The sequence below is a fragment of the Halorubellus amylolyticus genome (assembly GCF_034808145.1).
Lineage (GTDB): Archaea > Halobacteriota > Halobacteria > Halobacteriales > Natrialbaceae > Halorubellus.
In genome coordinates this window covers 1-258 of record NZ_JAXHGM010000082.1, presented here as the reverse complement: position 1 = coordinate 258, position 258 = coordinate 1, and the positions used below count along the sequence as shown (strand labels likewise).

The 258-nt window shown below is 52.3% G+C and carries 1 protein-coding gene; it reads right to left on the bottom strand.

What is annotated here, in order from left to right; genetic code table 11:
• Positions 1-258: hypothetical protein (locus SM754_RS20330; RefSeq protein ID WP_323677959.1), on the bottom strand; the 258-nt coding region annotated here is incomplete at its 5' end.

Genomic DNA, 258 nt, shown 5'->3' with positions numbered 1-258 from the left:
CTAGGAGATGGGCTGAGTGAAATCCGGATTGGCAAACTCGGGATGAAAGAATATTTCGGGGCCGAGGAATCTTTCGTATCCGACATCGATGTTGAACTCCTTCTTGGAGATGGCATTGACGCCCGTGTACTGCTTGATCCACTTGGTGCCGTCCGTGTCGTACTTGCTGAACTCCTTCACCAGATCCGGGCACACGTAACTGAAACGTTCCTTTACAGCCTTTGCCGTTTCCAGGGACTGTTCCGGAGGAATGCCGAC